The following is a 25,879-nucleotide window of genomic DNA, read 5'->3' on the forward strand; positions in this document are numbered from 1 at the left end:
ACTTTTTGATATTCAGTTATCATTCCGTTAGGAATGTTTCATCGGTAGAAAAAAAATAACGATTGACCGTATTTACGTTCCGTAGGAACGTTTCATATGTTAGGTTATTAAAAAATGATGTCTAAATCAAACGTTCCTACGGAACGTAAACGGTGATAATAATATAATTTTTCTACCGACGAGATGTTCCTACGGAACAAAGAAATATATAAATTTAAAAAGGGCTGTTTCGATTTTGAGACAGCCCTTTTTTATTGTTTTTCAAATCTAAATTCATCCATTCTTCAAATGCTTCGCACGTAATCTGCTTAAAAATTCAGGCGTAATTCCTAAATAAGAAGCAATATACTGCTGAGAAACCCTTTGCGAAATTGTTGGATAACGCGTAACGAATTCAATATACTGATCCATTGCCGTTGAAGAAACGGTTTTAAACAATCTCTTTTGCAATTTCGATAAATGCCTTTGAATCATCAAACGGAACATTCTTTCTAACTGCGGAACTTCGTTAATCAAATTTTCTTTAGACTGACGGGTTAAAACCAATAATTCGCAGTCTTCAAGCGTTTCAATATACATATCACTCGGAATCTGGTCTTCAAAACTCGTAATATCACTTACCCACCAATCTTCGGTTGCAAATTGCAGCGTCAGTTCAATTCCTGCATCATCAATAAAATATTCGCGAATACAGCCTTTATTAATATAAGCTTCAAAATTGCATACTTCGCCAGCCTGCAGTAAGATTGTTTTTTTCGGAACCAGTCTCAATTCCAGACTGTTTTCAAAAATTTTAATCTCTTTTTCAGAAAGGCGGACAGACCTTGAAAGATATTCTCGTATTTTTTGAAACATTGTTTTACTGATTTACAAGATGTAAATATAAGATGATTTATTTAACTCATTGAATGTAATAATTTAAACACATAGAAACATAGGTTTTGTTATTGTTAAAGGCGTTTCACTTGCATTAACAAACATAGGCTATGTGCAAATGATGTCATTTATTTTAATCTTTTTCAACTTGAATATAAAAACTATGTTTCTATGTGTTTAATAAAATTTTTATTTATTATAATTTCTTGATCTAGTTTAAGAAATTAGGAAACAAAATATTTCATCTTTGAAATCCCTAACATTTTATAAATCAAAATAATGAATGATCAAATTCTACACTTAAGAATTGCTTTAGCTTTATTGGCTATTGAAGATCTGATCCCCAGTTACATGGACGTTCAGGAAGACAAAGTAATTTCAAACGGAAATGTAGCCGTATGTATTATTGACGAAGAAGGAACCGTTTACGGACGCATGTACGGAAATGATAAAGCCAGAAAAAGACAATCGTATAAAATTGCGTGGACAAAAGCAAGTCAGGTTTGGCTTACCGGAGTAAAAACGGGAGATTATGAAAAATTGGTTTTTAATAATATTGTAGATGAAAACGCTAACGGAATTGAAGCCCCAGATCTTATTGGCTGGCAGGGCGGACAACCTTTAACTTTATCTGACGGAACAAAACTTTCTGTTGGTTTTAGTGGTTTTAGAGGCACTAGCGATTTAGAAATTGTAATAAAAGCATTCAAAAAAATATAATAACCAACTCGTTTAACTGTAACATTTTTTTTAAACACATAGAAACATAGATTTATAGTATTTAAATAAAAAGATTAAAATAAATGACACATCATTTACACATAGACTATGTTTGTTAATGCAAGTGAAATGCCTTTTTAGATTTATAAAAACTATGTTTCTATGTGTTTAAATAAATTACACCCAAAGAAAAAGCAATTAAAATAAAAATATGAGTTACACACCTGATTCAAACCGATATCAAAAAATGGAATACCGCCGCAGCGGTAAAAGCGGATTAATGCTTCCTGCCCTTTCTCTTGGGTTGTGGCACAACTTTGGCGCGATTGACAATATCGAAAACGCCCGTAAAATATTGCATACTGCATTTGATAATGGTATAAGTCACTTTGATTTGGCCAATAATTATGGTCCGCCGGCGGGATCTGCAGAGCAGACTTTTGGTCAATTATTTAAAGAAGATTTCAAACCTTTCCGTGATGAACTTGTGATTTCTACCAAAGCTGGATGGCCTATGTGGGATGGCCCTTACGGCGATTGGGGATCAAAAAAACATTTAGTTGCGAGTTTAGATCAGAGTCTTTCCCGCCTCGGATTAGATTATGTTGATATTTTTTATCACCACAGACCAGATCCAAATACGCCATTAGAAGAAACTATGGCAGCACTTGACTTAATTGTACGTCAGGGAAAAGCACTTTATGTGGGAATTTCGAGCTACAGCCCGGAAGAAACTCAAAATGCAATTAAAATTTTGAAAGAATTAGGAACACCTTGCTTAATTCATCAGCCGAAATATTCGATGCTGGAACGTACAATTGAAAAAGGTTTACTGGATGTTTTGGAAACTAACGGAGTTGGCGGCATTGCTTTTTCTCCTTTGGCACAAGGACTTCTTACGAATAAATATTTAAACGGAATTCCTGAAAATTCAAGAGCAAACGCACATCGCGGAAACGGAGCAATTGAAGAAGATGTGATTACTCCTGAAAATATTGCAAAAGTTCGTCTGCTAAATGAAATGGCATCAGAACGCGGACAAAGTCTGGCACAAATGGCATTATCATGGGTTTTAAAAGACAAACGTATCAGTTCGGTTATTATTGGCGCAAGCAAACCAGAACAGGTTTTAGATTCTGTTGGATGTCTTAAAAACACAGCTTTTTCTGCAGATGAACTTCAGAAAATTGATAACATTCTAGCATAAAACGATACTAACTATTTAACCATAATTATGAAAACATACCAAATCAATACATGCCTGACCATCATGTTATCGGGGTTTCTGACGGCAAGTTTAACGGCGCAGAAAAAGCAGACTAAAGCATCCGATTATAAAAGTGTAACGGTTTTTGTAACGGCAAAAAACACGGATAATAAATTAACAAAAACCGAAACTTTATCGTTTTTTGACAAACCTCAGCCAACAGAAAAAGAAACTTCTGTTTTTGTTGATCCTTCAAAAACCTATCAAACTCTGCTTGGAATTGGCGGTGCACTTACTGACGCTTCCGCAGAAGTTTTTTATGCACTTCCAAAAGATAAACAAGAAGAAATCCTGACGGCTTATTACGATAAAGACAAAGGAATTGGTTATACTCTGGCGCGTACGAATATGCAAAGCTGTGATTTCTCAAGTGATATTTACAGTTATATTGCGGAAGGTGATAAAGATTTAAAAACCTTTGATATCAGCCACGACAGAAAATACAGAATTCCGTTGATTAAAGAAGCGATTGCAAAAGCCGGAGGAAAATTAACTTTATACGCTTCGCCTTGGAGTCCGCCCGCGTGGATGAAAACCAATAATAATGTTTTGCAGGGCGGAACTTTAAAACCGGAATATCACCAAAGCTGGGCTAACTTTTTTGTAAAATTCATCAATGAATACGAAAAAAAAGGAATTCCTATTTGGGGTTATACCGTTCAAAACGAACCAATGGCGGTTCAAAAATGGGAATCGTGCATCTTTACAGCCGAAGAAGAACGTGATTTTATAAAAAACTTTCTTGGGCCAACGATGCAAAAAGCCGGAATGTCTAAAAAGAAACTGATTATGTGGGATCACAATCGTGATTTAATGTATCAGCGTGTTAGTACTGTTTTAGAAGATAAAGATGCTGCAAAATATGTTTGGGGAGTTGGATATCACTGGTACGAAGACTGGATGAAAAACGGAATGAACTTTGAAGGCGAACGCCGCGTTGCAGAAGCTTTTCCAGACAAACCTCTTATTCTTACGGAAGGCTGTGCTGCTGATTTTGACCAAAAATTATTAACGGAATGGAGTTATGGTGAAAAATACGGAATGTCGATGATTAACGATTTCAACATTGGAACGGTTGCCTGGACAGACTGGAATATTTTACTGGATGAAAGAGGCGGACCAAATCACGTTCAAAACTTTTGCATGTCGCCTATTCACGCTGATTTAAAAACCGGAAAGCTGATTTACACGAACGGATATTACTATTTAGGACATTTTTCTAAATTCATTAAACCGGGTGCAAAACGCGTAGCTTGTAATTCGAGCAGTAATAAATTGTTGTCGACTGCTTTTGTAAATCAGGATAATAATCTTGAAGTTGTGGTGATGAACCAAACTGATAATGACGTAGAATATTTTCTATGGATAAAAGGAAAAGCTTCAAAAATCACGAGTTTGGCGCATTCAATTGCAACTTTAGAAATACGCTAAAAATCACATTATGAAAAAAGTATTATTATTTCTGAATGCTTTCGTTTTGATGAATGGTTTTTCAACATTTGCTCAAACATCGGCTGAAAAGCCAAAACCTTTTAAGACACAACAAATTCCCGGAAAAATAGAATGCGAATTTTATGATTTGGGAGGCGAAGGCGTTGCTTATCACGATACGGATGCCGTTAATAACGGAAGCGGAAAACTGAATCCGGTAAACGGAAATCCGTTAAACGAATTCCGATTAAAAGAAGGTGTTGATATTTCGTATACCAAAACAGACAGTATTGACGATACGGCTTATACCAAAGTTCCGATTAAGATAAAACAGCTTTACGTAGGCTGGACGCAGCCAACAGAATGGATTAATTATACGGTTGAGGTTAAAAAATCCGGCACTTATAAAATTGGTGTTTTATATACGGCAAACGGCGATGGAACAATTGCTATTGCTGTAAACGGAAAAGATGCCACCGGAAACATGAAAATTATTTCAACGCACGATGATAAAGATCCTGTTGCCTGGAGACAATGGCATCATTGGAACAGTTCTGAAAATATTGGTACAATTAAATTAGAAAAAGGAAAGCAATTGCTCACTTTACATATCGTAGAAAACGGTAATATGAATTTAGATTATTTGACCTTTACGCCCAATTAATAATGATTTATGATTAGTTAACTTGATTTGGCCGCATGATTCAAACCAAATTGTGCGGTCATTTTTTTTATAACTTTTCAAAGTAAAGATAATTGGTACTGCTGCTTACATCGCGCAATCTAATCTGCGAATTATTAAATTCAAACAATTTCCAGCTGTTGTTCAATTTACTTAATAACGCTGAACTGAAAGTCAGTTTTAATTCCCTAACATTATTTTGTACGCTGCTTTCCCATTGGCCTGTTTCTGAAGCTCCCGCTTTTGTTGCCACTACAGAATTATCGTTTTTAAATACAAAGGAATAACCACTGTAAGACGAAGTTTTCTCAGAATCATCAAAATAATACGGAATATCCCAGGAACCTTTTGTAATTACATCATTCAAATCAAGCGTTACAATATTATTTTCCGGGCAGTAATCAATCGCATATTTTATAGCATTTTCGAAATCCAGATTATTGTTAATAGTTCTCGTTTGACCATGATAATCAACTATCGAAATTGGATATTTTAAAGAAATATACTGGCTGGCATTCAAATTTTTAATAAAATTAAAAAAGGCCTGATCGCTTATAATTGATTGGGAACTTCCTATTTGATTAGCGCTGTTATAAATATTTATTGTTATAGGATAATTGATATTTAGTCCGTTAATTTTAGATAAAAGATCAGGATATTGATTCCAGTAATCAATTAGAGAATCAAAATCAGCTTCATTCGGAATCAGTTTTTGGATGTAATTATAATAAACCATCGTTACCGGAAAATCTATTTTTACAATATCGTCATCATAATTATTTGCATTGATATTGTCTATTACTTTTTGATAATCGGCAGTAGTATTAACGGCAATTTGAGTATTATTTACAGTAACCGTATAAGGTAGTTTTATAGTACAATAAGTAGAACCGTCAATTACATTATCCTGCACGGTTGGCACCATAGCAACCCTTTGCAGATAAGAAGTAAGCGGAGAAGCATTTGTAATTGTTCCTTGTCCACTATTATCCTGATCGTCAGGCGATTCATTTTGACAAGATAACAAAAGCAGGAAAACTGCTGCTAGTGATAAATATTTTTTAAAAGGGAACATATTTATATTTTTACAAAGGTAATAAAATTTAAGAAACTGCTTTTTAATAAATTCTTGATCAAGGAGTTTGAATTGTTTTTTCATTTTTAATTATCATACGAAATTTCATTTCATACTACTATAAAACAATCTGCATTGCTTTTACCCTACTTAAAGTAAAAACAAATACTTTTGCATCATACCAATCACAAATATAAATGCCAACTAAGAACCAATCAGATACTTGCGATGAAATAATTTTTTCGTCTTTTTTCAAAAGTCATGTAAAAGCACTTCGAAATTTTCTTTTTTACAAATTTGGCAATATCAATCAGGCAGAAGATGTGGCACAGGAAGCATTTGTAAAACTTTGGCAAAATTGTGCATCTGTACCGTTGGAAAAAGCAAAATCTTACGTATATACCATTGCTAACAACAGCAGTCTCAACGAAATTGCACACCAGAAAGTGGTTTTGAAATATGAAAAAAACTTTACGGGTTTAGACAAGACAAATGAAAGTCCCGAATATATTCTGGAAGAAAAACAATTTCAGGCTAAACTTTTAAAAGCCATAGAAAATCTGAACGAAAAACAGCGTGAAGCTTTTTTAATGCACAGAATTGACGGAAAAAAATACAGCGAAATTGCCTTAGAATTAAATATCAGCGTAAAGGCAGTAGAAAAGCGCATTCATCTCGCTTTATTAAGCCTGCGTAAAGAAATTGATTTATAAAAGTAGGGTAAATTTAGTTTTAATTGTTTTAATAATATAGTACAGTACAATGAAAAAAGATCGCTTATTAGCAAAATGGCTCAACGATGATTTATCTCCGGATGAATTGGCTGAATTTGAAGCAAGTCCCGATTTTGAAAAATACCGAAAAATAAAAGATTATACAGCTCATTTAGAGGTAGGTGATTTGGACGAAAATGCGATGCTGTCGAACATTTTAAGTCAGAAAAAAGCGGCTCCAAAAGTAGTTCCGCTATACAAAAAATGGGCGTTTAGAGCGGCGGCCATATTTGTTCTGGCACTTGGGATTACGTTTGCAATGAAGGTTTTAGTACCGCAGACAGAAACAGCAGATTTTGGAAAAAAGACTACTTTTTCATTACCTGATAATTCTGAAGTGGTATTAAATTCCGGTTCTGAAATAAATTATAAAAAATGGAACTGGGACAACAACAGGCATCTGGAACTAAAAGGAGAAGCTTATTTCAGAGTAGCCAAAGGCCGAAAATTTGAAGTACAAACTAATTTAGGGAAAGTAACGGTTTTAGGAACTCAGTTTAATGTAAAAGCCAGAAAAAACAGGTTTGATATAGTGTGTTTTGAAGGACGTGTAAAAGTAAATTATGAACATACTCAAATTTTATTAACGCACGGACAAAGCGTTAGTTTTGAAAACGGAAAACAAATTAAGACGGTTGTAAGTTTAACGCAGCCAGAATGGATAGGCAATGAAATCGCTTTTTATAAAGAAAATATCAGAAGCATTCTTGACGAAGTTGAAAGACAATATGACATTACAATTGAATTAAATACAAAAGATACAACATCATTATTTACAGGGAAATTACCTGCTAACGATTTAAACACAGCCTTGCAGATTATTAGTACAACTTATCATTTAGAAGCTAAAAAAGCTTCAGAAAATAAAATAATTTTTGACGAAAAATAAATGTTGCTCCCCAAACAATTTCATTTTTTGTTTCTTCTGTTTTTACTTGTCCTGAATGCTTTTGCTCAGGACAAAGGAAAACTTATGCCTTTTAAAAAAATCATACTTGAAATTGAACAGCAGCATCAGGTCAGTTTTAATTATACCGAAAATAATATTGCCGGACTGGAATTAATTCCGCCAAAAAAATCACTTTCTTTAGTCGAAAAGCTGGAATACCTGGCCCAAAAAACCCATTTATCTTTTGAAAACATCGACAACAAATTCATTAATATTTATAAAAAAGAAAATCAGGAACCGCTAATTTGCGGTTATGTTTTTTCTAATACGGATAAAAAACCAATTGAAAACGCCAATATTAATCTGTCTAACAAAACTCAGGTTACAACAAATGCAAACGGTTATTTTGAGTTTACAAAAGAAGACAAAAATACATTCGTAATTAGTCACGTAGGATTTGTAACAAAAAAAATTACTGCAACAAATACGGACTCTAAAGATTGTCTCCAACTATTTTTAGAACCAGAAATCATGCAGCTTCAGGAAATTAAGGCGAATGCTATTTTGGCTTCGGGGATTTCAAAAAACAAAGACGGATCTTTCGAAATTAAACCCAAAAAATTTGGTATTCTTCCCGGACTTATTGAGCCCGATGCTTTGCAGACCATGCAGCAAATTCCGGGTGTAAACAGTATTGACGAAAGTGTTTCAAGCATTAACGTTCGCGGCGGCACACACGACCAGAATTTATTTTTATGGAATGGTATACGAATGTTTCAAACGGGACATTTTTTTGGTTTAATATCGGCATTCAATCCTAATCTGGCCCATACAATTTCTATTTATAAAAACGGAAGTTCTGCTTTTTATGGAGAAAGTGTATCGAGCGTTGTAGCAATTTCTTCTACTCCGGAAACGGCTGAAAAAAACTCGTTTAGCGCAGGATTAAATATGATCAATGCTGATGTTTACGGAAAATACAATATTTCACCAAAAGGTTATATTGAGATTTCGGCACGTAAATCAATCACTGATTTTGTAGAAACTCCTACTTATAAAGAGTATTTCAATAAAGTATTTCAAAACACTACTATAACTGATTTTTCAGATAAACAAAATGTCGATTATCACAGCGACAAGAAATTCGGTTTTTATGATGCGACGCTAAAATACGCTCAAAAAATAGGACTTAAAGATCAAATCGTTTTAGATCTTATTACGATTAAAGATAATCTGGAAGTTTTTCAAAGTGCAAAAGTTTACGACATCAACAGTTCTGAAAACAATATTTTACGTCAGCAAAATTATGGAGGAAATTTGTCCTGGAAACGAAACTGGAACAGCTTTAATACCACTAAAATTAATATTTACAATTCTGCTTACGAGCTTCGCGCGAATCAATCTACCAGCGAAGGTCAAATTGTAATTCAGGAAAATACGGTGAACAATAACGGAGTTAATTTAGAAAATAATCATATCCTTAATTCTAAATTTACCATAAACGATGGGTATCAGTTTAATGAAATTGGTGTTACTAATTTAGAGCAGGTTACAAATCCGGATTTCTACCGTAAAGTAAAAGACGTTTTGAGAACCCACGCTTTAATTGCAGAAGTAAAATACAACGATACCATTTCGAGAATCTATTTTAAGGCCGGAAGCCGAATTAATTATATCGAAAAGTTCAAAAAATATATTATCGAACCGCGCGCGCAGTTTAGTTACGGCATTAGCAAAAGTTTAAATGCAGAATTACTAGGCGAACTAAAAAGCCAAAATTCACAGCAAATAATTGATTTACAAAAGGATTATTTCGGAATTGAAAAAAGACGCTGGATTATTTCTAATAACTCCACAATTCCTATTCAAAAAAGCAGACAGTTGTCTTTAAATTTATCTTATATAAAAAATGACTGGCTTTTTGATATCGAAAATTTTTATAAAAAAGTAATCGGAATTACAACTTCAAGCCAGGGATTTCAAAACCAGTTAGAGTTTGTTAAAACTACGGGCGATTATGAGGTTTGGGGAACCGAAATGCTGATTCAAAAAAAAATGAACCACTTTTTGACCTGGTTAAGTTATACGTATAATCATAATAATTATCATTTTTCTAATTACGAATACCCAATTTTCCCTAACAATTTTGAGGTAATGCACACAGCATCATGGGCAGGTATTTATGAGAAAAACAATTTTAAAATTGCTCTGGGCACAAAATGGACTTCGGGCAGGCCAAAAACTTCTCCTGATAATACACAAATCGATCCTTCAAATCCTACTTTAATTTATCGTAAGCCAAACAGTGATAATCTGCATATATTTTCGCAGGTAAACTTTTCTTCAACCTATAAATGGGAAACAGCTAATGGCATTCAATACAAATTAGGGATCTCTATCTTAAATATTTTAAACAGAAGAAACGAAATCAGCGAATATTACAGAGTAAGTTCGTTGACAAATTCTATCGAAGAAGTCGAGACTTTCTCACTGCAAAGAACTCCAAACGTGAGTTTTAGGGTTTCCTACTAATTTTCTTCAAGTCGGGATTTAAAAAATCCTACATTAATTTTTCATTTTTTTTTACAAAAACTTCAATTCTTTGGTAGGGTAATCTACATCAAGGCTGTTTTACTATTGAACCCTATCAAAAAAATAAAAATGACCGCCTTACAAAACTTCAAAAAATACCACGAAGGCTATTTTATTTATGACTCTTCGTAGCATAAACTAAAACAGGAAACAAAATGCTCATTAAAGCACGATTTCCTGATGTAGAATTTTAAAACAAAACACTTTACAATTTTCTGTAAAGTTTCAATTCCCTTATCAATATCAAAATAACTTAAATTAAAAAACGATGAAATTAAAACAACTTAAATTCGCTGCGGCCCTTGTAATTACAACATTCTTTATAAGCTGCAGTAGTGACAGTGGAGATAGTGGAGACAATGGTGGAAATAATAACCCGCCAACTCCAGAAGTTAAAAAAGAGGTCAGCCTTGCTACAAGCACTACATTAGGTTCTTACCTTGTAGATAAAGACGGAAGATCTTTATATTTTTTCTCAACAGATTCAAAAGGACAAGTATCTTGTACTGGTGACTGTGAAAAAGTTTGGCCTCCATTTTATTTAGATAATTTAACTGCAGATAAATTGGGTGCAGGATTATCATTATCAGATTTTGGAACTGTTACTGTTGGCACAAAAAAACAAGTTACTTACAAAGGATGGCCTTTATACTATTACTCCCCAAGTTCTGGAGATGATGGATATGGAAATGTAACTAATACTCCTGAAGCTGCCGGAAAAACAGGCGGGGACGGAATTGGCGGTATTTGGTTTATCGCAAAACCAGATTATTCTATCATGATTGTTCGAAGCCAGCTTGTGGGGCATGACGGTAAAAACTACAAATCAGATTATACTGTTGGAGACGGTGCTACAACTTACTTTACAGATGCTAAAGGTATTACGCTGTACACTTTTAAAAACGATAAATTCAACAAAAACAACTACACAAAAGAAGATTTTTCTAACAATGCAGTTTGGCCAATATATGAGACAGACAAAATTGTAGTTCCTTCTACTCTTGATAAAACTAAATTCTCAGTTATTACTGTATTTGGTAAATCTCAATTGGTTTACAACGGATGGCCTTTATACTATTTTGGACAAGATGCAAATGTAAGAGGTGCTAATAAAGGAATTAGTTTCCCTGCTCCTGGTGTTTGGCCGGTTCCTGTAAAAGATATTGTGGCTGCGGTTGCGCCATAACATAATTTACCTACTGAGTGTAAATTAATTTCAACACATAGGGACATAGATTTTAGATTCTTAAAAAGGCGTTTCATTTATTTAAAATTCACAGCGCTTACTATGTGAAAGAAACGAGTTTCTTTTTTATCCTTTTTAAGTATAAAATCAATGTTATTATGTGTTAAATAAAAAATCAATACATAATAAATTCTGGTAAACTGCTGTAAAATTTAAATCCCAAATTGACATGAACAAACGAAAAATCACGATTTTAATCGTACTGCTTTTGGTAAGTTTTGGTCCTTACTATATCTACCAAAACATTATTTACAAAGATGCCAGAGACATCAATAATGAAAAATCAATACTTACCATTTCTGCTAAAAACTTAGAAAACCACTATGCAAAAAACGCTTTGCAGGCAGATTCAAAATACTTAAATAAAACAATTGAAATTGAAGGAACAGCCACAGAAGTTACTGATTCTTCAATGGTAATTGACGGAAAAGTATTTTGTAAAATGAATGAAATAGTAAAAACGAACTTCACCAATAAACCAATCAATATAAAAGGAAGATGTATAGGTTTTGATGATTTATTTGGAGTTGTAAAATTGGATCAATGCAGTATACAACAAAACTAAATATGAAAAAAATATTCTTAATAGCCAGCTTTTTAATCTGCTTATGTGCAAATGCCCAAGAAGATTTACTTTCCAGTCTGGACTCAACACAAGTAGTTGATAAAAACGCAACTGCCACTTTTAAAGGTCTGCAGATTATAACATTGCAGTCGACAAAAATGGCGGCCAAAAAAGAGCTTTATATTGTTATATCGCATCGATTTGGTTCTGTAAAAGGCGGAATCTCTGAGTTTTTTGGTTTTGATGATGCCACGACAAAAATTGGCGGAATTTATGGTGTAACCGATTGGCTTTCTGTAAGTGCATCACGTCATACACTTTTGAAAATTTACGAAACATCGGTTAAATATCGATTAGCGAGACAAAACGACGAATTCCCGTTTGACATTGTGGGTTACAATACAATTGATATTAACAGCGGATTAAAAAAAGATGATTATCCTAAAATTGAATTCTCTGACCGATTAACCTATATTAATCAGCTTTTGATTTCAAGAAAATTCTCTGATAAATTATCACTTGAATTAGCCCCTTCTTATATCCATAAAAATCTATATAATCCGGATAATGAAAATGATAATCAATTTACTTTAAGTGCGGGCGGAAGATTAAAATTAACCAAAAGACTTTCTTTAAATCTTGAATATGGTGAAAATTTCAATAAACCTGACTTTTATAACAATCCATTATCTGTTGGCCTGGACATAGAAACCGGCGGTCATATTTTTCAGTTGATTTTTACCAATTCACAATCTATGACGGAGAGCGGCTACTTGACCAATGCAACCGGTGATTGGGGAAAAGGCGATTTTTTCTTTGGATTTAATTTATATAGAGTTTTTTAAAAGTATACAATATGAAAAAATTTATCTTCTTATCTGGCATTATATTATCATTATACAGCTGCGAATCTACTACTTATGAAAGTCTGGAAGAATCAGAAGTTATAACAGGCCCCGTTACCTACAACGCCAATGTGAAATCTATCATTGATGCAAACTGTATTGCCTGCCATAATTCTGAGTCCCAGCTTATCCCTTTAGAAACGTATGCTCAGGTGAAAGACGCCACTTTAAATACGAATTTGATAGACCGAATTCAGCGTCAAAATGGAACTCCGGGACAAATGCCAAAAGCAGGAAGAATGTCTCAGGATAAAATCAATACAATTCTACAATGGAGTACGGACGGATTATTAGAAAATTAAATCGATAGAAAATGAAAAAACGAATTGTACTGCTATTTTTATTGGCTGGAATATTTCATGTTTCCGCACAAAAATATGCAACAAAAACAGGAAACCTAAAGTTTGAAGCTTCTGTTGATTCTTTTGAAGAAGTGGCAGCAGAAAACAAGAACACATCGGCCATTTTAGATTCAGGAACGGGAGATATTGCGGTGTTAACACTTATGAAAGGATTTCGGTTTAAAGTGGCCTTAATGGAAGAGCATTTTAATGAAAATTATGTAGAATCAGATAAATTTCCTAAAGCTTCATTTAAAGGAAAAATTGAAGATTTTGATGCATCTAAACTTTCAGCGACAGCCAAAACAGTAAAGATTTCGGGAGATTTAACGCTGCACGGAAAAACAAAAAAAGTAACGACAAATGCCAAAATTTCAAAGCCTGATGACAAGATTACCTTAACTGGAAACTTTGAAGTAAAAGCAGAAGATTTTGATATTCAAATTCCAAAACTGGTGTCTAAAAAAGTGGCCGATAAAATAAAAGTGAATTTTAACCTGCCGCTTACAAAAATGTAATACTTTTTTAGTTCATGGTTGTTAGTTATGGGGCTGTCTCAAAAGTCAGCCCTTTATCTATAATTTATTATATCCAATTATCATTCCATTAGGAATGTTTCGTAGGTAGAAAAAAATAAAGATCAGCAACATTTGCGTTCTATAGGAACGTTTGACAGATCAGATTATTAAAAAACAATATCGAAATCAAACGTTCCTACGGAACGTAATCCATTAAAACAATATAATTTTTCTACCGATGAAATGTTCTTACAGAACAAATAAACATGTAAAATAAAAAGAGGCTGTCTCAACTTTTGAGACAGCCTCTTAATATGCTAGATTATTAAAAAATGATGCAATTCAAACGTTCCTACGGAACGCAAACCATGATAACAATATAATCTTCTACCTATGAAATGTTCCTACGGAACAAAAAATATATAAAATAAAAGGGTCTGTCTCAAAAGTTGAGACAGCCCTTTTTCAAAAGATTATTTCCCTACTGTTTGCTGCAACTGAGCAGGATATCGATCTCCTTGTATTGTAGTTTGAGCAAAAGCATCGTCGATTTTTTTCACATCTTCTACAGATAAATAAATAGAAGCGCCGCCAATATTTTCTGTTAATCGGTGTGATTTTGTTGTTCCCGGAATTGGAGCAATCCATGGTTTTTGAGCCAAAAGCCAGCCTAATGCAATTTGTGCAGGAGTTGCTTGTTTTTGAGAAGCAATTGCAGACAATAAATCAACTAATTTTTGATTGGCTTTTCTGTTTTCTTCACTAAAACGAGGTAAATTATTTCTAAAATCTGTCGCTTCAAAACTGGTACTTTCAGTTATTGCTCCAGTTAAAAATCCTCTTCCCAATGGGCTAAACGGCACAAAACCAATTCCTAATTCTTCTAATACCGGTAAAACTTCTAACTCCGGTTCTCTCCACCAAATAGAATATTCACTTTGCAAAGCTGATACTGGTTGAACGGCATGCGCTTTTCTAATTGATGTTGCACCCGCTTCAGACATTCCAAAATATTTTACTTTTCCTTCCTGAATCAAATCTTTAACTGTTCCGGCAACATCTTCAATTGGTACATTTTGATCTACTCTATGTTGGTAAAACAAATCAATAACATCTGTTTTTAAACGTCTTAAAGATTCTTCGGCAACAGCCCTGATATTTTCTGGTCGGCTGTCTTGTCCGTTAAAGGCCTGTCCGCCTTTAAAACCAAATTTAGTTGCAATAACAACATCTTTTCGAAACGGAGCCAGAGCCTCTCCTACCAATTCTTCATTGGCAATACCATAAGCTTCGGCAGTATCAAAAAAAGTAATTCCCTGTTCGTATGCTTCTCTAATTAATTTTATTCCTTGTTCTTTATCTAACGCTGTACCATAAGCAAAACTCAATCCCATACAGCCCAACCCTAATGCAGAAACCTCTAATCCTTGTGTTCCTAATATTCTCTTTTCCATAATTTTATTTATATAAAAGTTTATTGTTGTTTTTAACAGTACAAATTTCCTTCAATAAAACCAGTCGTATATAATACAGATTACTGCTATTATTACCATTTTTACTGATTTGAATAATCACGCTAAGTTATTAAGAATCTGAATAGTATATTTGTGTAGATATTTTTTTTCAAATACATCATGGACCAATTAAAACTCGAACAAGTTTCACAGTACAATCAGTTAAAAGGTGTTGAAACGCAGCATCCTTTAATTAGTGTTTTTGATAATTCTAATAGTAACGCATTACCTAACAATACGCGTTTGCACTTTGGTTTTTATGCCGTATTTTTAAAAGCCGGTCATTGCGGCGAATTAAAATACGGACGTAATAATTACGACTACGATGATGGCACAATGCTTTTTGTAGCACCCGGACAAGTTCTCGAAGTTAATAATACAGACAATTATAAATCGACAGGTTTAACATTGCTTTTTCATCCTGATTTGATAAAAGGAACTGCACTGGCTAAAAATATAAATCAATATTCGTTTTTTTCTTATGATTCGCACGAAGCGCTTCATTTATCTTTAAAAGAACAGCAGATTATAAAAGATTTATTCAGTAAATTAGACTACGAATTAAGCCAGTCTATTGATAAACACAGTAAAAATATTATAAGTAATACGATTGATTTGCTTTTAAATCATTGCGTGCGTTTTTATGACAGACAGTTTATAACCCGCGAAAACATCAATTCTGATATTTTATCCAAGTTTGAGAATTTGTTAAACGATTATTTTCAGTCAGAAATGGCACAAGATTCCGGTTTGCCTTCAGTTGGCTATTTTGCAGACCATTTGCATCTTTCTTCTAATTATTTTGGAGATTTAATCAAAAAAGAAACAGGGAAATCGGCTCAGGAACACATTCATCTTAAATTGATAAATCTGGCCAAAGAACGAATTTTCGATGCAGAAAAATCAGTTAGTCAGATTGCCTCAGAATTAGGGTTTAAATATCCGCAGCATTTCAACCGAATGTTTAAAAAGAATACCGGTTACACACCAATTGAATATAGAAACCTAAACTAAACGAATGCTGGACGATTTTCCATTTTATCTCGGTCTTTTAATTATCATTTTATTGCTCATTATGCTGGGCAATAAAATAAAAGTAGCTTATCCTGTACTTTTAGTATTGGCAGGATTAGTGATTAGTTTTATTCCGGGCATTCCCGCGATAAACATTGAGCCGGAGCTTATCTTTTTTATTTTCCTTCCTCCGCTATTATACGAAGCGGCGTGGACAATTTCATGGAAAGAGTTGTGGCGCTGGCGGCGAATTATTACAAGTTTTGCTTTTATTGTCGTTTTTATCTCGGCACTTTCTGTCGCATTAGTGGCTAATTATATTATTCCCGGATTTTCATTAGCATTAGGTTTTGTGTTGGGCGGAATTGTTTCGCCGCCGGATGCCGTAAGTGCCGGAGCGATTTTAAAATTTGTTAAAGTTCCCAAAACCATTTCGTCCATATTAGAAGGCGAAAGTTTATTGAATGACGCATCTTCCCTTATTATTTTCAGATTTGCGATGATTGCCGTAGCGACCGAGCAGTTTATATTTTACAAAGCAGCAATAAGTTTTAGCTGGATGATTTTTGGCGGTGTTGCCATTGGTTTATTAATTGGCTGGCTTTTTATGAAAGCGCATAAATATTTACCAACTGATGCGAATGCTGATATTGTCCTGTCATTATTAACACCTTATATTATTTATCTCGCTGCAGAAGAAGTGCATAGTTCCGGAGTATTGGCGGTTGTAAGCTGTGGGTTGCTTTTGTCTAATAACAGACATCGTTTTTTGAGCAGCAGATCGCGGATACAAGGTGTAAATGTCTGGGAAAGTTTATGTTTTATTTTAAACGGATTGGTCTTTATGCTGATTGGGTTAGATTTACCTCAAATTACAAAAGGTCTTGAAGGCGTAAGTCTTTTAACCGCAATTGTATATGGCGTATTAATTACGCTTGTTTTGATTGTAAGCCGAATGATATCATCTTACGGTGCGGTAATTGTCACTTTAATTGCCCGAAATTTTATCACCGTTGCAGACAGAAGACATCCCGGTTACAAAACGCCTTTTATTCTGGGCTGGACAGGAATGCGCGGCGTTGTATCATTAGCCGCAGCATTATCAATTCCGGTTTATTTGAATAATGGCAACGGATTTCCGCAGCGTAATCTTATTTTGTTTATCACTTTTATTGTGATTCTTTTGACTTTGTTGATTCAGGGATTAACGCTTCCTTATTTTATCCGAAAAATTAAACTGCCTAATATCTACGATGTACCTCGTGAAGAGGCTTATCATCAAATAAGACAAGAATTAGCCGAATTTGCTTTACATTATTTAAAGACAAATTATGAAGGTCAGGTAGAAAATAACACTTCATTGCAGCATCTTATTCAAAAATGGGAACAGCATATTAAAGGAATTGATGATGAATCGATAAGTCAGGATCTTAAACATATTTATCTAGATTTATTAAATCAGCAGAGACAATGGCTCATCAACAGAAATAAAGAAGATCAGACTTTAGACGAATCCATTATTCGCAGACAAATGCATTATCTGGATATTGAAGAAGAAAAACTGCGATATCTTTAAGATTTATATAATAAAAAAACAGCCCAATTAGAGGCTGTTTTTTTATTAAGACTAAAAAGTTATTTCGCCTTACTTAGGAAGTTTAGCAAGAAACTTTAAAATATCATTCCCTATTTCGTTTACATGTGTTTCAAGCGCAAAATGTCCGGTATCATAAAATTTTACTTCTGCATTTGGGCTGTCTTTTTTATACGCTTTTGCTCCGGCAGGTAAAAAATAAGGATCTTTATCTCCCCAAACAGCTAATATCATTGGTTTTTTAGTTCTAAAATATTCCTGAAATTTTGGGTAAAGCGCCACATTAGTTCTGTAATCTTTTACAAGATCAAGCTGTATTTCAACATTTCCAGGTCGATCTAAAAAGTGCTGGTCCAAAGTATAAGTTTCGGGAGCAATAAGGCTTTTATCCGCTACTCCGTGAAAGTATTGAAATTGGGTAACTTCTTTAGAAACAAAAATATTAAGTGCGTCGCGATTCGCTTGAGTTGGCTCTTTCCAATATTTCTGAATTGGATTCCATTCGTTGCTTAAACCTTCTTCATAAGCATTTCCGTTTTGAGATATAATCCCTGTAATTTTTTCCGGGTTAGCCAGAGCAAGTCTAAAACCAGTTGGCGCTCCGTAATCAAAAACATAAATCGCAAAACGTTTTAAACCAAGCTGATCAATAAAACCCTGCATTGTTTTAGCCAAATTATCAAAAGTATAATCAAACTTCGTATGATCTGGCGCATCAGAATAACCAAATCCAGGTAAATCCGGAGCAATCACACGGTATTTTTTACTTAAAATAGGAATCAGGTTTCTATACATATGCGATGAAGTTGGATATCCGTGAAGCAATAATACAACTGGAGCATCTTTTTGTCCCGCTTCACGATAAAAAATATTCAGTCCGTCTACCTTTATGGTATTAAAATGTGTTGTCTGAATTTCAGTATTACTTTTTGCTGCAGAAGATTTTTCTTGTGCATTTACATCTATTCCCGATAGCGCTGTTAATGTTAATATTAGCGCTGTAGATTTAATTGTGTTTTTCATATTTTCAATTGTTTGATACAAATTTACTTTGTATTTTTGATATCTAAATATGATATGTTATGATCATATTAATCACTAATAATGATGTTATGAATAGTAATGATCTTAAAATATTTGAAGCTGCCGCAACACTCGGAAGCTTTACAAAAGCTGCTGAAGCTACTTTTACCGTACAATCGAATGTTACGGCACGCATAAAAAGTCTGGAAGAAGAATTTGAAACCGAACTTTTCAAAAGAGTTTCCCGAAAGGTTGTACTTACGGAAGCCGGCGAAACATTATTAAAATATGCGAAGAAAATAGGCAATCTGCTGAACGATGCAAAAAATGATATTCAGAACTCAGATCAAATTGGAGGAACGGTACGTATTGGCTGTATTGAAACTACGATGGCCTTAAAAGCACCTGATATTATTAATAGTTTCAGCGAAAGTTATCCGGCGGTTGAACTCGAGTTTCATTCTGCCGCATTATCGACACTTGTTCATGATGTATTAAATTATAAGCTCGATGCCGCATTTGTTATAGCGCCTATAAATATTCCAGAACTGGAACAAGTAGTTGTGCGCAACGAAAAGCTTCTTATACTTTCTCCACCGGGAACAAATAAATTAGAAGATATTCTTAAAGAAGATCCTTTAAAAATTGTAGTTTTTGAAAAAGGCTGTGTTTTTAGGTCCCGACTTGAAACCTGGTTAAGCTCAAAAGGAATCACACGTTACAAAAGCACCGTACTTAATTCTATTGAAGGAATTATCAATTTTGTTGAAGCAGGTTTAGGAATCAGCATTCTTCCAGAAGAAGTAATTAATACCTATTACAGCGGCAGGAATATAAAAACTTTTCCGGTAAGCAAGGAGTTAAATACGATGACAACTTTATTAATTTATCGAAATGAAGAGCTCCATTCTAAAGCCCTAAATGCTTTTATTGAACAATACAGAGAACCTGCAGCAGTTTAAACTTTGATCCTTGACTTCCTTTTAAAATAAATAGAGAAGGAAATACAGCCAAATAGTTCATAAAAAAGTTTTTTTTAGTGACCAAAATCATTAACTTGTTATAGAATTAGAACTAATACCCCCTTATTTATGAGGTTTATTTCTAAAATTTTTCAAAACAAATTATACACGAAGTAATCATTCTAACATTAGAAAACACAATTACTCATTGTGCTAAAAAACCAAAAACTATGCGAGTATCAGTAGTCCGAAAAAGTATAAAATTCACCCCAGATTCCAGAAGAGTTGTTGCCCGATATTTTATGAATGGTTATGAGCGAACCCAGCAAATGGTGCTTCGGATTATGACATTGGATGAAAAACAAGTGTTGGAAACTTTAGAGCAGACTCTTCGTGAATTTGCCAGACGCCATCGCAATATTTCGGCTATATTTTTTAGACACTGCGAAAAAATCAGGCCTATTATCGAATCCATGCAAGTCGATTATGAAGCGATGTCTTTGAATCGAAAAATGCTTATTGGTTCTTATTGCACTATGGAATATGCGATTGAATCTGCTGCTATTTTTAATCCCTCAATTGTAGAAGATTTTGATCAGTCGGGTCTCGAAGTGGGCGAAAAACGTGTTATTATTTCTTTTCGTGCCACGGGCGAAGGGCATATTTCATCTATTGTTTTTAGAAGAGGAATCCTGGACAGAGACAACAATCTTCAGATAATGAAAATTGGTCATCATATTGATAAGGCCGAAATTGAACATAAAACTTTATTCAATAAAGAGCGATTTTTGACCAAACTGATCGAAATGCATACGCAGGACAAATACATCGATCAAATTATGCAGGGTTTACCGGATGAATTTGAGTTTGCTGTCCTTAAAAGTTTATTAACTACAGCATTGGGCGATCCGTTGATTCGTCAGGAAAGAAGAGTTGCTCTTGAAGAAATTCTTTGGCTGGCCAATTCGTTTTACGATTTGCAATTCAAACACGATTCTGATATTACGGAACGTGTTATTTTCCCAATATCCGATTCTGAAAGCCGCGGAATTGAAGATGCGCGTTTTGTTCGTTTTACCGATGACGATGATTCTGTTCGTGTAATGGCAACTTACACCGCCTATAACGGTCATGCTATTTTACCAAAACTAATTTCTACAGAAGATTTTTATTCTTTTAGAGTAATGCCTTTACACGGAGAAGGCGCCCAAAATAAAAACCTGGCTTTGTTTCCAAGAAAAATAAAAGGAAAATATGCCATGCTTGCCCGAATCGACGGTGTAAACAATTACATTATGTATTCAAACCGCGCAACGCAATGGAACAATCCTGTTTTATTACAGCAGCCGCGTTACACTTGGGAACTTACCCAAATAGGAAATTGCGGTTCTCCGCTTTGGACCGAGGAAGGCTGGCTTGTCATCACACACGGTGTTGGTACAATGCGTCGTTACTGCATTGGCGCATCGTTATTTGATCTTGATGATCCATCAAAAGAAATTGGAAGACTTAGCGAACCGTTACTTTCTCCATTAGAAGATGAACGTGAAGGTTATGTTCCAAATGTGGTATATTCCTGCGGGGCAATTATTCATAACAATAGTTTGATATTACCGTATGCAGTTTCTGATTATTCGTCTACTTATGGCGTGGTTGATATGGTTGAATTGTTGGATGCTTTGAAGAAGAGTAAGTAGAAAATTTATCTTTTATTCAATCAGTACTAAAGTGAGATTACATTATCTTTACCTAGATTATTGTACATCAATTAGTAATGGAATCACTACGCGCTATTTTTACCGAAACCTTAGGATTAAGTTCCAATCATTTTGAAGAATTCTTAAAAGAATTACATCTTAAAACACTGAAGAAAAAAGAACATTTAATTCAGGAAGGTTCTGTTTGCGATTTTATTGCTATCGTGATTTCGGGAACCTTGAGATCGTATGTGCAAAATAATGACGGAGAATTCAATAATGATTTTTATCTCGAAAATAGTTTTGCGAGCGCTTACACCAGTTTTTTAACGCAAATGCCAACGAACTGTAATATAGAAGCTTTAACGGATGTTGAATTATATTACATCACGCATAAGCAGTTTCATTCGTTAATCGAAAAAGACACTAATTATTTAAAACTTGCTAAATACATTTCTGATAATTATTTCATCAGAAAATGTAAAAGAGAAACTTCTTTCCTAAAAAATTCTGCAGCCGAAAGATTAGAAATGATCAGAAAGCTTTATCCTGAAATTGAGCAGAAAGTGCCTCAATATCATATTGCCTCGTATTTAGGAATTAAACCGGAGTCTTTAAGCAGAATAAAACTCTTAACATACATCAATAAATAAGTCTGCTGTTATAATGAGCTTTGTACTTCATTAATTATTAAATATTTGAAGTATGCCTATTATAAATTTAAAAGTCAGCGGCGAAGAAGACGCAGCTTTAGCAAAAGAATTAGCGGTAATTATTAGCGGCCTTACCAAAAAGGTGCTGAATAAAAAACCCGAAGTTACGGTTGTAACGGTATCATTTGTTCCAGACAATTTTTGGTTTATTAATTCTGAATCGCTGGAAGATTTACAAACAAAAAGTTTTCATCTTACAATTAAAATTTCTGATTCTACCAATCTAAAAAACGATAAAACCAATTATATCGATGCTGTTCACGAAGCATTGGCACTTCGATTAGGCGGAATCCATCCGGTAAGTTATACTGCAATTGAAGAAATGAAAGCTGATGCGTATGGTTATGAAGGATTAACTATTGAATACAAACTGATTCATAATCGTATAAAATTAGAAAAATGAAATATATAAAACCATTGATTTTGGGGTGTTTGATTTTCATCCAAAATATAAGCGCTCAGCAAAAAACAGATAACAAAAAAGAAATAAATGCCATTATAGAAAAGTACAGCGAAAGCGTAATCAAAAAAGATTCTATCGCTTTTTACGATTTATTTAATGACGGAACTGTTACCTGGTGCGCTGCGCTTATGGATAAATCACAAAATAAAGAAATAGAAACAAACGGAAAAGAAAAAGTCCGATCGAATTATTTTTCCGGGACTTATAAAGGTTTTATGAGAAGTTTATTCCGCCACAAATCTACCGAAGATAAGTTTGATAACATTCATATTATTGAAGATGGAACTGTCGCCGCCGTAACAATGGATTATAGTTTTTGGGCAGATAATAAAATGACCAATTTTGGCGGTAAATATTTAACCTTAATAAAAAGAGACGGAAAATGGAAAATTACCAGCGTCATTTATTCCTTAGAACTTACTTCTTATTTTGAACAGCCTTCGCTAATAGACAGACAAAAAGAGAAGAAATTACAATTATTATAAACCTTGAATCAGAAAAACAAAACCCTTAAACATTGATTTGTTTAAGGGTTTTATAGTTTAAAATTCAGAAATAATTAATCTAAACCAGGAATGGTAATATCCCAAAATTTACCTGATGCTGTGTTTAAAAGAATAGCATTATAAATTCCGTCTGCAGAATCTTCTGTAGTAAATGGCGCTTGATTTCCGCCTAATTTAGTTTGAACCCAGCCCGGATGAATTGGTGTTACAATAATTTCTTTATCAATTACTCTGGTTGCCAGCATTGCCGCATACATATTAATTGCGTTTTTTGACAATCGATAAGCTGTTCCATTTGGAGCTGCATTTTTCAATAATCCCATACTGCTTGAAATAAAAGTAATTTTTCCGCCCGTTTTAATATTTTTCAATAACGACTCTGTAAAGAAAATTACACTCGTTACATTTGTATTTATGGTTGCTGTAAAAGAATCAAAATCGGGTTCGTTTGAAAAAGCATCGGGAGCAATTCCGGCATTGTTTACCAATAAATCAATATCTGTTGTAATAGCTAAAATTTCATTAATCGCATTATTTCTGCTTTCCTGATTGGTAGCTTCTAACGGAATTACTTGCAAATTAGAATGCGAAAAATCATCTAACTTTCCAGATCTTGTTGTTCCTATTACATTATAATTTTCGCTTAGTAATTTTTTTGTTAAGGCTAAACCTATTCCGCTGCTAATTCCTGTTATTACAGCTGTTTTATATAATTTGTTCATTTTGTTTTTATCTTAATTAATTATTGGGTTTAAATCCGCCGCTTTGCATTAGTAAACCAAACCAGTCTTCTAAATGCCAGGTATGTGTTATTTTTCCATCTTTTAAATAATGAAATTCATGTATTGCGACCGACACTTTTTTGTCCGTTGCCGGTATGCCAATCAATTCTTTATTGTGTGTAAATACAATTTCAGCTCTTACCGCCGCACGTTCATGCGTTCCGAAGATTTCTAAAATATTGATTTCGATATCGGGAAAATCAGTTGTAAAACCTTTAATAATATCTTGTAAACCTTTTGGACCTGCTGCCTGATTGGGTAAAAGCGGCATATCCTTCCAGTCCGGCGTACAGATTTCATCTAATAATTCAGGTTGTTTTGTTCCCCAAATTGTATAAAAGGTTTTGATTGATTCTATTTCGGATGTTGTTAATCCTTTCACCATTTCTTCCTTATTTGTCTCCATAATTTTTCATTTTTTTAGTCGTTTTTTCTGCAGAAAAATGGCTTATTACTATTTCTTAACTACTTTTGTTTCCAATAGTTCTACAAATAAACTATCAATAGTTTATATTTGCAACTAATGCAGTTTGATTTAAGAAAAATTGCGGTAACTAAAAAGTAACTTATGGCACGAAAACTCCTTGAGAATAAAGATTCTTGTTCAATGCTTCACACAATAAATATAATTGGCACTAAATGGAAGCCTCTTATCCTGTATTTACTGGCTAATAAAAGCGTACGTTTTGGAAAACTACTTTTCTTTATGGAAGGTGTTTCGAGAAAAGTATTAACTGATCAGCTTCGTGAACTTGAAGAGGATGGTTTTATTTTGAGACAGAAATTTGGAGAAGTACCGCCAAGAGTAGAATATTCCTTAACAGAAAAAGGAAAATCTTTTCTTCCGGTTTTAAAACAAATGTGCGACTGGACGATTCAATGGAATCCGGAAATTTCGTTTATGGATTGTAAGATAGTTTTGCCTTCAGAAGATTAAATTCGTCCAAATTATTATGTTTTTAAATTCGGGATTTTCTCTGTCAAATTCTTCCAATAACGTTTCGGCATGTGCTGTAAATGCAGTTTGGTATTTTTTCTCGATTCGATATTGACGCTGCTAAAATAACGGCGCCAGAGATTCTGAAAAAACTCTTCGTTGTCGTCACATATTTCGGCTAAAAATTTAGAAGAATTGGAATCAGCATTAAACTCTAATTGTACCGATGTTGTATTTTCGAGGTCGTAATAAATTCCATATTTGCGTTTGGCATCATAAATTAACCAGCGCTGATCGGCATAACGGTTTTTAAAGTGACTTTCTATCAAAGGCAAAACATCGCAGTCTGGTTCTACGATTGCGTAATACAAATTGTCTTTGGTTAATTTAAACCGAACAAAAGCTTCCATCCGGTGGCTTTCTCTTCCCGTCAAGTGAGCGGCTTTTCTAACTTCTAAAACTGGTGAATTGGACAAATCACCTTCCACATTTATGGAACTAGAAAAAATATATTTTACGTATTGAAATAAGGTTTCGTCAATTTTATCATTTTCAGATAAAAATGCTCTGTAAATATTCGCAAAACCTTCTTTTGACAGCTTTTGTTTCAATCCGTTTAAAACCCGTTTTGCTTTTACTAAATCTGTTGATACAAAATGTTTATCCGAAAAAAGCAAAGCATTTGAAACTTCGCTTTTAGCAAAAACCACATCTTCGAGTTTAAGTTCGTAGATTTCAAATACAGCCGAAAGCCAGCCTTCAAAAGTACTATCGTAAATTACTTGTGTCATTTG

General features: G+C 34.0%; 27 protein-coding genes. 20 read left to right on the forward strand and 7 right to left on the reverse strand.

What is annotated here, in order from left to right:
• Window positions 1–273: 273 nt before the first annotated feature.
• Window positions 274–855: a Crp/Fnr family transcriptional regulator gene (locus ACODSB_RS20675; protein ID WP_053472331.1), complete on the reverse strand. Its 582-nt coding sequence runs from the start codon at window positions 853–855 to the stop codon at window positions 274–276.
• Window positions 856–1,155: 300 nt separating this feature from the next.
• Here ACODSB_RS20675 and ACODSB_RS20680 point away from each other — a divergent pair, with 300 nt between their 5' ends.
• The 4 genes from ACODSB_RS20680 to ACODSB_RS20695 all read left to right on the forward strand — a co-directional run bounded on the left by ACODSB_RS20680 (window position 1,156) and on the right by ACODSB_RS20695 (window position 4,958).
• Complete coding sequence (locus ACODSB_RS20680; RefSeq protein ID WP_256635960.1) at window positions 1,156–1,596, forward strand: GlcG/HbpS family heme-binding protein; 441 nt, start codon at window positions 1,156–1,158, stop codon at window positions 1,594–1,596.
• 211 nt (window positions 1,597–1,807) lie between these two features.
• Window positions 1,808–2,803: an L-glyceraldehyde 3-phosphate reductase gene (gene mgrA / locus ACODSB_RS20685; RefSeq protein WP_488938407.1), complete on the forward strand. Its 996-nt coding sequence runs from the start codon at window positions 1,808–1,810 to the stop codon at window positions 2,801–2,803.
• Window positions 2,804–2,830: 27 nt separating this feature from the next.
• Window positions 2,831–4,294, forward strand: a complete 1,464-nt coding sequence (locus ACODSB_RS20690; protein WP_488938408.1) for a glycoside hydrolase family 30 protein — start codon at window positions 2,831–2,833, stop codon at window positions 4,292–4,294.
• Between the two features lie 10 nt (window positions 4,295–4,304).
• Window positions 4,305–4,958 carry a hypothetical protein gene (locus tag ACODSB_RS20695; protein ID WP_488938409.1) on the forward strand — a complete coding sequence of 218 codons (654 nt, stop codon included), beginning with the start codon at window positions 4,305–4,307 and terminating at the stop codon, window positions 4,956–4,958.
• Window positions 4,959–5,025: 67 nt separating this feature from the next.
• On the opposite strand, the gene ACODSB_RS20700 is transcribed toward ACODSB_RS20695, so the two are convergent.
• Window positions 5,026–6,051 carry a hypothetical protein gene (locus ACODSB_RS20700; RefSeq protein WP_488938410.1) on the reverse strand — a complete coding sequence of 342 codons (1,026 nt, stop codon included), beginning with the start codon at window positions 6,049–6,051 and terminating at the stop codon, window positions 5,026–5,028.
• 197 nt (window positions 6,052–6,248) lie between these two features.
• On the opposite strand from ACODSB_RS20700, the gene ACODSB_RS20705 reads away from it, so the two are divergent.
• From ACODSB_RS20705 to ACODSB_RS20740, 8 genes are all read left to right on the forward strand, one after another.
• A complete protein-coding gene (locus ACODSB_RS20705; protein ID WP_053472336.1) occupies window positions 6,249–6,764 on the forward strand; it encodes an RNA polymerase sigma factor in 516 nt (171 codons plus the stop codon).
• A gap of 49 nt (window positions 6,765–6,813) precedes the next feature.
• Entirely contained in the window at window positions 6,814–7,713 is a 900-nt protein-coding gene (locus tag ACODSB_RS20710; RefSeq protein ID WP_488938411.1) for a FecR family protein, read from the forward strand.
• An 84-nt stretch (window positions 7,714–7,797) separates the two neighbouring features.
• Window positions 7,798–10,245 carry a carboxypeptidase-like regulatory domain-containing protein gene (locus tag ACODSB_RS20715; protein ID WP_488938412.1) on the forward strand — a complete coding sequence of 816 codons (2,448 nt, stop codon included), beginning with the start codon at window positions 7,798–7,800 and terminating at the stop codon, window positions 10,243–10,245.
• A 328-nt stretch (window positions 10,246–10,573) separates the two neighbouring features.
• A complete protein-coding gene (locus ACODSB_RS20720) occupies window positions 10,574–11,491 on the forward strand; it encodes a COG4315 family predicted lipoprotein (RefSeq protein ID WP_488938413.1) in 918 nt (305 codons plus the stop codon).
• Between the two features lie 229 nt (window positions 11,492–11,720).
• Window positions 11,721–12,116 (forward strand): OB-fold protein, encoded by a 396-nt coding sequence (locus ACODSB_RS20725; RefSeq protein ID WP_053472340.1) that lies wholly within the window; start codon window positions 11,721–11,723, stop codon window positions 12,114–12,116.
• Window positions 12,117–12,118: 2 nt separating this feature from the next.
• Entirely contained in the window at window positions 12,119–12,961 is an 843-nt protein-coding gene (locus ACODSB_RS20730; RefSeq protein ID WP_488938414.1) for a DUF5777 family beta-barrel protein, read from the forward strand.
• An 11-nt stretch (window positions 12,962–12,972) separates the two neighbouring features.
• On the forward strand, window positions 12,973–13,323 hold the full coding sequence (locus ACODSB_RS20735) for a cytochrome c (protein WP_488938415.1): 351 nt from the start codon (window positions 12,973–12,975) through the stop codon (window positions 13,321–13,323).
• 11 nt (window positions 13,324–13,334) lie between these two features.
• Window positions 13,335–13,880, forward strand: a complete 546-nt coding sequence (locus ACODSB_RS20740) for a YceI family protein (RefSeq protein ID WP_488938416.1) — start codon at window positions 13,335–13,337, stop codon at window positions 13,878–13,880.
• Window positions 13,881–14,353: 473 nt separating this feature from the next.
• On the opposite strand, the gene ACODSB_RS20745 is transcribed toward ACODSB_RS20740, so the two are convergent.
• Window positions 14,354–15,334 carry an aldo/keto reductase gene (locus ACODSB_RS20745; RefSeq protein ID WP_488938417.1) on the reverse strand — a complete coding sequence of 327 codons (981 nt, stop codon included), beginning with the start codon at window positions 15,332–15,334 and terminating at the stop codon, window positions 14,354–14,356.
• A gap of 180 nt (window positions 15,335–15,514) precedes the next feature.
• On the opposite strand from ACODSB_RS20745, the gene ACODSB_RS20750 reads away from it, so the two are divergent.
• Both ACODSB_RS20750 and ACODSB_RS20755 read left to right on the forward strand, forming a co-directional pair.
• Window positions 15,515–16,408 (forward strand): helix-turn-helix domain-containing protein, encoded by an 894-nt coding sequence (locus tag ACODSB_RS20750; protein WP_488938418.1) that lies wholly within the window; start codon window positions 15,515–15,517, stop codon window positions 16,406–16,408.
• Window positions 16,409–16,412: 4 nt separating this feature from the next.
• A complete protein-coding gene (locus ACODSB_RS20755; protein ID WP_488938419.1) occupies window positions 16,413–17,984 on the forward strand; it encodes a Na+/H+ antiporter in 1,572 nt (523 codons plus the stop codon).
• A 69-nt stretch (window positions 17,985–18,053) separates the two neighbouring features.
• Here the strand turns inward: ACODSB_RS20755 and ACODSB_RS20760 are convergent, their stop codons facing one another.
• Window positions 18,054–19,025: an alpha/beta fold hydrolase gene (locus ACODSB_RS20760; protein WP_488938420.1), complete on the reverse strand. Its 972-nt coding sequence runs from the start codon at window positions 19,023–19,025 to the stop codon at window positions 18,054–18,056.
• Window positions 19,026–19,084: 59 nt separating this feature from the next.
• On the opposite strand from ACODSB_RS20760, the gene ACODSB_RS20765 reads away from it, so the two are divergent.
• The 5 genes from ACODSB_RS20765 to ACODSB_RS20785 all read left to right on the forward strand — a co-directional run bounded on the left by ACODSB_RS20765 (window position 19,085) and on the right by ACODSB_RS20785 (window position 23,345).
• Window positions 19,085–19,987 carry a LysR family transcriptional regulator gene (locus tag ACODSB_RS20765; protein ID WP_488938421.1) on the forward strand — a complete coding sequence of 301 codons (903 nt, stop codon included), beginning with the start codon at window positions 19,085–19,087 and terminating at the stop codon, window positions 19,985–19,987.
• Window positions 19,988–20,217: 230 nt separating this feature from the next.
• A complete protein-coding gene (locus ACODSB_RS20770; protein WP_053472346.1) occupies window positions 20,218–21,684 on the forward strand; it encodes a glycoside hydrolase family 130 protein in 1,467 nt (488 codons plus the stop codon).
• A 77-nt stretch (window positions 21,685–21,761) separates the two neighbouring features.
• Complete coding sequence (locus ACODSB_RS20775; RefSeq protein WP_309843682.1) at window positions 21,762–22,337, forward strand: Crp/Fnr family transcriptional regulator; 576 nt, start codon at window positions 21,762–21,764, stop codon at window positions 22,335–22,337.
• 52 nt (window positions 22,338–22,389) lie between these two features.
• On the forward strand, window positions 22,390–22,800 hold the full coding sequence (locus tag ACODSB_RS20780; RefSeq protein WP_488938422.1) for a tautomerase family protein: 411 nt from the start codon (window positions 22,390–22,392) through the stop codon (window positions 22,798–22,800).
• Complete coding sequence (locus ACODSB_RS20785) at window positions 22,797–23,345, forward strand: YybH family protein (RefSeq protein WP_488938423.1); 549 nt, start codon at window positions 22,797–22,799, stop codon at window positions 23,343–23,345. Before ACODSB_RS20780 ends, ACODSB_RS20785 begins: the two co-directional genes overlap by 4 nt.
• 74 nt (window positions 23,346–23,419) lie before the next feature.
• On the opposite strand, the gene ACODSB_RS20790 is transcribed toward ACODSB_RS20785, so the two are convergent.
• Together ACODSB_RS20790 and ACODSB_RS20795 are read right to left on the reverse strand one after the other, a co-directional pair.
• Window positions 23,420–24,088, reverse strand: coding sequence for an SDR family NAD(P)-dependent oxidoreductase (locus ACODSB_RS20790; RefSeq protein ID WP_488938424.1), 669 nt, complete (start codon window positions 24,086–24,088; stop codon window positions 23,420–23,422).
• A gap of 16 nt (window positions 24,089–24,104) precedes the next feature.
• Window positions 24,105–24,554, reverse strand: a complete 450-nt coding sequence (locus ACODSB_RS20795) for an ester cyclase (protein ID WP_488938425.1) — start codon at window positions 24,552–24,554, stop codon at window positions 24,105–24,107.
• Between the two features lie 162 nt (window positions 24,555–24,716).
• Here ACODSB_RS20795 and ACODSB_RS20800 point away from each other — a divergent pair, with 162 nt between their 5' ends.
• Window positions 24,717–25,085, forward strand: coding sequence for a winged helix-turn-helix transcriptional regulator (locus ACODSB_RS20800; RefSeq protein WP_256635983.1), 369 nt, complete (start codon window positions 24,717–24,719; stop codon window positions 25,083–25,085).
• Between the two features lie 14 nt (window positions 25,086–25,099).
• Here ACODSB_RS20800 and ACODSB_RS20805 read toward each other — a convergent pair whose 3' ends face one another.
• Complete coding sequence (locus tag ACODSB_RS20805; RefSeq protein ID WP_488938426.1) at window positions 25,100–25,876, reverse strand: TIGR03915 family putative DNA repair protein; 777 nt, start codon at window positions 25,874–25,876, stop codon at window positions 25,100–25,102.
• Window positions 25,877–25,879 lie beyond the last annotated feature (3 nt).

The sequence above is a fragment of the Flavobacterium sp. FG68 genome, from assembly GCF_057808895.1.